This window comes from Mesorhizobium sp. M4A.F.Ca.ET.020.02.1.1, assembly GCF_004022645.1.
Lineage (GTDB): Bacteria > Pseudomonadota > Alphaproteobacteria > Rhizobiales > Rhizobiaceae > Mesorhizobium.
Genome location: NZ_RZOI01000003.1, coordinates 1 through 6,368, shown reverse-complemented (window position 1 = coordinate 6,368; position 6,368 = coordinate 1). Strand labels below are relative to the sequence as shown.

The following is a 6,368-nucleotide window of genomic DNA, read 5'->3' as shown; positions in this document are numbered from 1 at the left end:
TCAGAAAGCCGGCGCTGGAAGCGGGCATTGTCGAGATAGCTGTTGATCTCCAACTCGTCGTGGCTGGCATAGCAGCAGCGCAGCAGCGATATCTTGACGTCGGTGACGTTCTTTTCCTCGGATGCCGCCGCCCTCTCGACTGATTCACGCAGTGTGGTCAAAGTCTCTAAGCCGTCGTGGAAGGCTGTGACAAAAAAATTGTGCCCCTCGCGGTAGGCCCGAGCCATCCGTGCGGCTCCGCCAGCGATCCAGATAGGCGGCGTCGGCTGCTGGACTGTGCGGACCGAAATCGCTGTTGGGGGGATCTTCTCATACTGGCCGTCGTGTTCGAAGACGTTTTGGTTGAGGCCCTTGAGAATGATGTCCAGGTATTCCGAAAAGACGGCCGGCGCCTCATCGATGTCCACGCCGAACCGTTCGAACTCGAACTGCTGGTATCCCAAGCCTACGCCGAGCTCGAGACGGCCGTTCGCAACGATGTCGGCGAAGCCGATCTCGGACAGCAGGCGCTGCGGTTGGTAAAGCGGCAGCACGCAGACGGCAGTGCCCAGGCGAATCGTGCTTGTCAAGCCGGCGCAGTGCGCCACCATCATCAGCGGGGATGGTATGAGGCTGTAATTGTTGAAGTGGTGCTCAGCAAACCACGCGGTGTTGAACCCAGCCTGCTCCGAAGCGACGGCCTGTTCGATGGAGTTGCGGATGACGCTTTCTGAGGATTGGTGATAGCCACGCTGGGCGGCCAGAATGAAAGTGGCAAATTCCATGATTTCTCCTCGTTATAGACACGTCAGCCGACCGGGAATGTGCTCGGCATGCGCATGCTTGGATCTCAAGCACCTCGGGTGCGTCGTGGAGCCGAGGCTTCATAATGCTCGGCCGGTCGCCCTGCGAATGCCTGGCAATTAACCTGCGGCCTCCGCAAAACATTCGTCATAGAGTTCGCTGGCGTTTCCCGCATCACCGAACGAGGTCCAGCCGCCGTCCACGTAGAGGATCGAGCCGTTGATGTATGAGGCGTCAGACGAAGCAAGGAAGAACGATGCATCTGCGACGTCTTCTGGCCGTCCCATCCTGCCCATGGGGATGCGTCGTCCGATTGCTGCCAGGTCGATGCGGCCGGCTTTGGCCAACTGAGCAAGTGCGGGCGTGCGGATGTGGCCAGGAGCGACGGTGGCTGTCCGAATTCCGACCGGGCCGAGTTCGGCCGCCATGCAACGGGTCAGCATATCCATCCCCGCCTTGGAGGCGCCGTAGGCATGGCGCGGCGCGAACGGCAGAAAGCTGTCGATCGACCCGAGATTGAGGATCACGCCGCCCGGGCGCATAGCCTTGATCGCTTCGCGCGCGCAGGTGAAGGCGCCGGTAAGGTTGACATCCAGGACGTGTTCGAGCTGTTTCGACAGTTGCTCGATCGCAGGCACAATCCTGTCGGCGGTATCAGCACTATTGACCAGAACATCGATATACCCGAAGCGTCGCCTCAGCTCTTCGAACATCGACACCACATCGCTCTCGACGGCCACGTCCAGCGATTTCGCCAGATGCTTGCCGGGGAGCGATGTAGCCAGCTCTGCCGCTGCAGTGCCATCTTTATCAGCAATCACGACGGTGTCGCCGTTCGCGGCAAAGCGGCGAGCGACGGCCGCGCCAATGCTTTTTGCGCCACCGGTGACGAGCACGATTCGCGCATCTGTGCATTCGGCCGGACAGGAGAGCTCGGCTTGGAGCGCACTATCCACCGGCGGGTGAGCATCCCCCGGCTGGTTGAATGACATCCAGCCTCCGTCGACTGCCAGCACCGAGCCGGTGATGTAGCGCGCCTGCGTGCTGCTCAGAAAACGCACGACCCTGGCGATCTCGTCGGGGCGAGCCAAGCGCCCCATCGGCACGCGGCGGCGTATCGCCGCGAGGTCCATTTTGCCAGCGCGTGCCAGTTCTGTGACCATTGGGGTGCGGACGGAGCCCGGTGCCACCGCCGTGACGCGGATTCCTCGCATAGCCCACTCGCACGCAAGGGACTTTGTCAACGAGATCACGCCAGCTTTCGAGGCTGCGTAGGCGTTGCGCCTGGGATTGCCGACCACGCCCGCCATCGAAGCCACATTGACGATCGCACCGCCCGGCCTCATGCGCCGCGCCGCTTCCCGGGCCATAACGAATGGCCCAATAAGGTTCACTGTCACGCCGCGTCGGAAGGTATCGACAGCGGTGTCGATGATCCTATCCATCGTGGGTCCAACCGCCGCATTGTTGATGAGGACATCGATTTGCGCGAACCGTGCTTCGACCTGGCCGAAAAGTGAGAGCATGTCCTTCTCTCGCGACACATCGCACTCCAGACCGACGTGCGGCGACCCGAGATCCCGAGCCAGTTCAACCACACCACTGCCCGGAAGGTCCACCGCAACTACAGTGTCTCCGTCCGCGGCAAGGATATCGACCAGGGCACGGCCGATCCCGCCCGCGGCGCCTGTGATGATTACGGTGCGTGCTGCCAGTTTCACGAGAGCTTCTCCACGATGACCGCTTGTGATCTCAGCCCATCGACCTTGGGCGGAATGAAGGGTCGAGCCAAATCGTTGCAGTGACCGCCAGTTGCGGCCCCACACAGATCTCAATCCCGCAAGGCGCTCATCCTCCATTTCTACCCACTTATGCAGCTCCCAGTTGGGGACCCTCGACGCCATCTTGGTCGGTGGGGATGTGACGCTTGAGCAGCTGGTAGATGGGATCGTCTGGATGTGGTGCTCCAATCGGCTGTCGCCGGCCGAACCTATCTGCCTCAAGAATCGCTGGCGGGATTTGCTCCTCAACCCAATCGTAGACGACTGTCCGTTCCGCAATTCGCCACTCGTCCTGCCTCTTCTGAAACAGATCGCAGTAACGGCCGCAAAGCAGCGTCTGACGTATTTCTTGGTCTGTATCCGGTCCGCGTTGCAGCGCGGTGAAATAGCTCTCGACCGCGGCCTCTGCTGAACTGATGAAGTCGATCAGGCTGTTCGTGATTTGATGGATGTTACGCTGCCCCGGCAGACCGAGAGCAAATTGGATGAAGTCCTCTGCCGGTCCGCAATAGGGACCGTGCCTGTCATACGCTTCGGGCCAGTATGCGCTACGCAGCGCCGCCTCATCGGCGCGGTCAATCCCGCGGCAGTACCGATACAGGCAGTTGCGGATCGCCTCTCGGTCACGCAGTTCGGTAATTTTCGCGTGGTCGACAGGTTCTGTCGCGAATTGTATGATTGTTTTGTCCTTCCCGACGCCAGTCTGCACTTTGCGTGTGTCTCTCTCTACAATTGAGTTAGCGGGGGGCTCGTCAACTTCCAGAGCTTGTTCGGGGCAGGCTCTTACCCCTTGTGAGGCAAGCAGTTGCTCCCCATCGGCAACATCAATATCACCGGGCAAGATGTAGCCGTCGTCATCAAGCTTGAAGACTCTCGGCGCCCGCGCCAAGCAGCGCGCATGACCCTGGCATCTGGCTTTGTGTACGATGACACGCATAGCGAACTCCAATGTCGTTGGCGGAAACTTCAGGACCAGTCCAGGATCAGATTCTCGATCCCGAACACATGGCCGCCGAAGGTGATGGGTTCAGTCCCTGTCTTGATCCGAAAGGCTGGGATGCGCGCCAGCCACTCCTCCAGGCCAATGACAATCTCCCGCCGGGCAAGGTGTGAGCCAAGACAACGATGGGGACCATAGCCAAAGGCAGCGTGCCGGTTGTCCTCGCGCGCCAGATCGATCTCATTCGGGTATTCGAATTCCGCCGGGTCACGATTGGCAATCATCGTGGCACAGGAAACATAGTCTCCCTTGCGGATCGGCGCGCCTTTGAAGTCGACATCCTTCGTTGCCACTCGGATCATCTGAATGGTCGAATAGGCGCGCAGCAATTCTTCCGCGGCGACGGCAATCCGGTCCGGTTCGCTTCGTAGCAATTCCTGATCTTTGGGGTTGCGCGCGAGATGGGCCAAGTCGAAGCATATGGCTGCTGAGACCGTGTCGAGCCCCGCGACGAACACAAGCACGCCGATGCCACGGACTTCTTCGTCACTGAGCAGACGGCCCTCGACCTTTGCCTTCACGATGAAGGTCATGAAATCATCGACCGGCTCCTTGCGGCGCTCGGTGGCAAGTTCGTCGATGAAGGCCACGATCGTCCGGGCTGCGGGTGGTCGTTGCTCCTTATCGCCGTGGAGCAGATCTCTAGCCCAGCCGACAAATGTTTCTAGTCCGTCGTCCGAAAGCCCAATAAAGCGAAGGAAGATATTGACCGCGAACGGAACTGCAAAATCCTTCATGATGTCGCAGCTCGTGCCTGATGCGGCGATCCTGTCGATCAGCTTGATCGCTCGTTCCCGGACAGCCGGCTCCAATGCCATTACCCGCTTTGGCGAAAGCAGCGGATTGAGCAGTGAGCGAAAAACACCGTGGAATGGCGGATCGAGCTCAAGCGGGATCATCGGCCAGCTCTCGCCGAGCACAGAGGCGAAGATGCTGCGATGGCTGGAAAACGTTTCGGTGTCCTGCAGCACCCGGCGCTGGTCGCTCGCGCGAGTGATGACCCAGGTACCCCGACCGTCGCGCGTGTTGCTGGTTGAATAAAAGATCGGAGGCCCGGCATGAACGCAAGCAACCGCTGCATGCGGATCCCCGTTGGCCGTCGGCAACATGCCGGGCGACGTAAACAGGCTGAAGTCCCTCACCATTTCGGGCGGGACATGATCTGGAACCGGCCGCGATTTAACCGCGCCAGAATCGAGAGACCGTTCATGAGATGCTGTCGGCATTTGCATGCAATCGTTGGTGCAAGCTCCGTGCCGAATTCGTCTTTCGATAATCCTTGCCGTTTGCTGGGCAACAGGTGGCGCCTGTGCTGACTTACTGGTCGGGATTGCAACATTCTTGTCCAGCGTCGGACACAGAATGTAGAAAGCTAGACACCGACTTGGAGCAACTCAATTGGTGGGATCGCTAGCCGATCATGTGCCCGGGGAGCATCCAGTTCGAAAGGTTGCGCTAAGCGGTTTGGTGACTTGGCCGAGGTCACCCAGGTGGAAATGACCAACACTTGTTCGTGAGCCTAGTGGCGCTCCCCTCGATGATGTCTGGCGGGGTGGTTAGCCGCCTCCGTGGGACAAGGTCAGTCTACAAGAATGGGCTATAGCCTCTCCTCGCCTGCCTCATTGGCCCTCCTTCAGAGCCGGCCACACGAGCTTTCGTCTTTCAGCACGGCGTTTTCTCGCCAGCTACCAGAGCCACACCGATGCCGTTAATGAGCGTCCAGTCGAGGGGTTGTGTGGCCCTGTCCATCTTGCCCAGCACCTTGGCTTCGCATTTGCCGGTGCGGCGGAAAGCCTTCAAGACGCAGTTCTTGACCTTCTCCAGATCAGCCTCGGACGGATATCGGCAAGGGTTCAGCTCGTCCTTTTGAACTTGCGCATCTTCGTGTTGGCGAACCCCAGGCCGCCCGACATATTTGCGGCCTATCCGGCACCTCAACTTCGAACAACCTTGCGGCAAGCTCTTGGGATAGCCCACGCTCGTGCCTCCACCACCCGCTCAGCAGAGCCAGATTTGTCGTTGATGGCACGGTACTTGCGCAGTCATTCGCAGACGCGTCACGGACCGAGAGTGTCGTCCCATGAATTCAATCACCAAAAAGGCCGCCCGACGTTGCTGGGACCGCCTGCAATTACCTTATCCCAGAATTGGGAGCAACGGCTTCAAAAGGGATAACTCATCACCTCAATTCTGTCGATCGCGCGGCCATCGAACCGCAGCCATCGATCAGACTTCCGCCTCGTTGCACTCATTGCGACCGCCTTGGTGCTTGCGACGACCGCTCAATTCTGGCTGCCAGGATAACCGCATATGGCGACGGAACTTCCTGCTTCAAAGCAATATAGAGATCGTCGATCATCCCCCCATCAAGGCCTCGATCGAGGACACCGCGTTCGGCTTGCTTGGTTCGCAGTGAACAGGCCGCACTTCGACGGATGCGATCGATGCGACCGCGCCGAGAACTCTCCCGCATTGTCGACGGTTGTGTCCGTCGGCCCTCCGATGAGGCCTCGGATGCGTGGGCGCCGAGGCCTCGACTGAGGCCGACTGGCCGCCGCCGGAAGGTCTAGCGGCTTTGATCCCCGGCGATATAGCCACCCCTGCTGCAACAGCTCCTAGCTGGAGAACTCATTCATGACCGAATCGGCGACAGATTTAGTGGACGCGGCTCTGTTCGACCGAGATCGGCTTGACCCAGAAAGTCCCTATCAACGGTCTGGCCCCGCATGGGGTGCGATCATTTCGCTTTCCTTCGGCACCTTCGGGCTTGTGACGGCAGAGTTTCTGCCCGCCAGCGTTCTGAC

At 59.7% G+C, this 6,368-nt stretch carries 5 protein-coding genes and 2 pseudogenes; 1 reads left to right on the top strand and 6 read right to left on the bottom strand.

The window, feature by feature from the left end; all coding sequences use genetic code 11:
- The 6 genes and pseudogenes from EN742_RS00455 to EN742_RS00435 all read right to left on the bottom strand — a co-directional run.
- Nucleotides 1-764: LLM class flavin-dependent oxidoreductase (locus tag EN742_RS00455; protein ID WP_245492211.1), on the bottom strand; the 764-nt coding region annotated here is incomplete at its 3' end.
- A gap of 138 nt (nucleotides 765-902) precedes the next feature.
- A complete protein-coding gene (locus EN742_RS00450; RefSeq protein ID WP_091599495.1) occupies nucleotides 903-2,504 on the bottom strand; it encodes an SDR family oxidoreductase in 1,602 nt (533 codons plus the stop codon).
- Nucleotides 2,505-2,652: 148 nt separating this feature from the next.
- On the bottom strand, nucleotides 2,653-3,240 hold the full coding sequence (locus EN742_RS00445; RefSeq protein ID WP_236378846.1) for a nuclear transport factor 2 family protein: 588 nt from the start codon (nucleotides 3,238-3,240) through the stop codon (nucleotides 2,653-2,655).
- A 138-nt stretch (nucleotides 3,241-3,378) separates the two neighbouring features.
- Nucleotides 3,379-3,501 (bottom strand): annotated as a pseudogene (locus tag EN742_RS38915) (ferredoxin); the annotation flags it as partial.
- 29 nt (nucleotides 3,502-3,530) lie between these two features.
- A complete protein-coding gene (locus tag EN742_RS00440; protein WP_164746650.1) occupies nucleotides 3,531-4,709 on the bottom strand; it encodes a cytochrome P450 in 1,179 nt (392 codons plus the stop codon).
- Nucleotides 4,710-5,226: 517 nt separating this feature from the next.
- Nucleotides 5,227-5,541, bottom strand: coding sequence for a hypothetical protein (locus tag EN742_RS00435; protein WP_091599500.1), 315 nt, complete (start codon nucleotides 5,539-5,541; stop codon nucleotides 5,227-5,229).
- Nucleotides 5,542-6,198: 657 nt separating this feature from the next.
- On the opposite strand from EN742_RS00435, the pseudogene EN742_RS38910 reads away from it, so the two are divergent.
- Nucleotides 6,199-6,368, top strand: a pseudogene (locus tag EN742_RS38910) (MFS transporter); the annotation flags it as partial.